Origin of the sequence: Saccharomonospora iraqiensis subsp. paurometabolica YIM 90007 (assembly GCF_000231035.2) — a bacterium.
Taxonomy (GTDB): Bacteria; Actinomycetota; Actinomycetes; order Mycobacteriales; family Pseudonocardiaceae; genus Saccharomonospora; species Saccharomonospora paurometabolica.
In genome coordinates this window covers 79507-80265 of the sequence record NZ_KI912260.1, presented here as the reverse complement: position 1 = coordinate 80265, position 759 = coordinate 79507, and the positions used below count along the sequence as shown (strand labels likewise).

Sequence of the window (759 nt, the reverse complement as noted above, 5' to 3'; positions counted from 1 at the left end):
GTCGGCGGCAGCGTCGGGGGCACCACCGCCCTCCCCGCCGGGATCGGGTGTGGGGTTCCGGGACGGCACTTCCCCGGTCTCCGCGCGTGCCCCCGCGTCACCGCGGCCGGCGCCCGCACCCGGTTGGCCGCCCGCCGTCGCGTTCTCGTCCTCAGCACCGAGGGTGTAGGTGGTGGGCTCGCCCTGACCGTCATCGACGGTGACCACGGTCGGACCCTCCGGGCCCTGCGGCTGCTCCGCCGTCAGCTCGAAGCCGTCCTCCTGGATCCGGATCGTGCCGTCCGGCCCCGGGCGATGGATACTCTCGCCGCCGGGTCCCTCGCCTTCCCCGGATTCCCCGCTCGTGCGGCCGTCCGGTCCGAAGTCTTCCGCCCCACCCGCGGCGCCCTCCGCTGTCGCACCGTCCGGGGACCCACCGGTACCGAAGTCGAGGGTGTAGTCCTTCGGTTCGCCGGAGCCGTCCGCGACCGAGATCCCCATCCTGCCGTTCTCACCGGGTTCGGTCATCTCGAAGGTGCGGTCACCCTTCTCGACGGTGAAGGTCTCCTGCTCCGCCGCGTCCTTGACCGCCTCACCGGTCTCCGGGTCGATCGGGTAGGGCTCGCCGGTCTCCGGGTCGACCTCCAGGTCCTCGCCGGTCACCGGATTCGTCGCCTGCTCCGTGTCCGGCATCATGTCCTCGGCGCTGGGGACCCCGGCGGCCCCCGCTCCACCACCGGGGGCGCTGCCGCTGCCGCCCGCTCCGCCGGGCGTGCCGCC

General features: G+C 74.3%; 1 pseudogene. It reads right to left on the bottom strand.

Going from position 1 to position 759, the window contains the following annotated elements:
* A pseudogene (locus SACPADRAFT_RS33485) lies at positions 1-759 on the bottom strand (hypothetical protein); the annotation flags it as partial.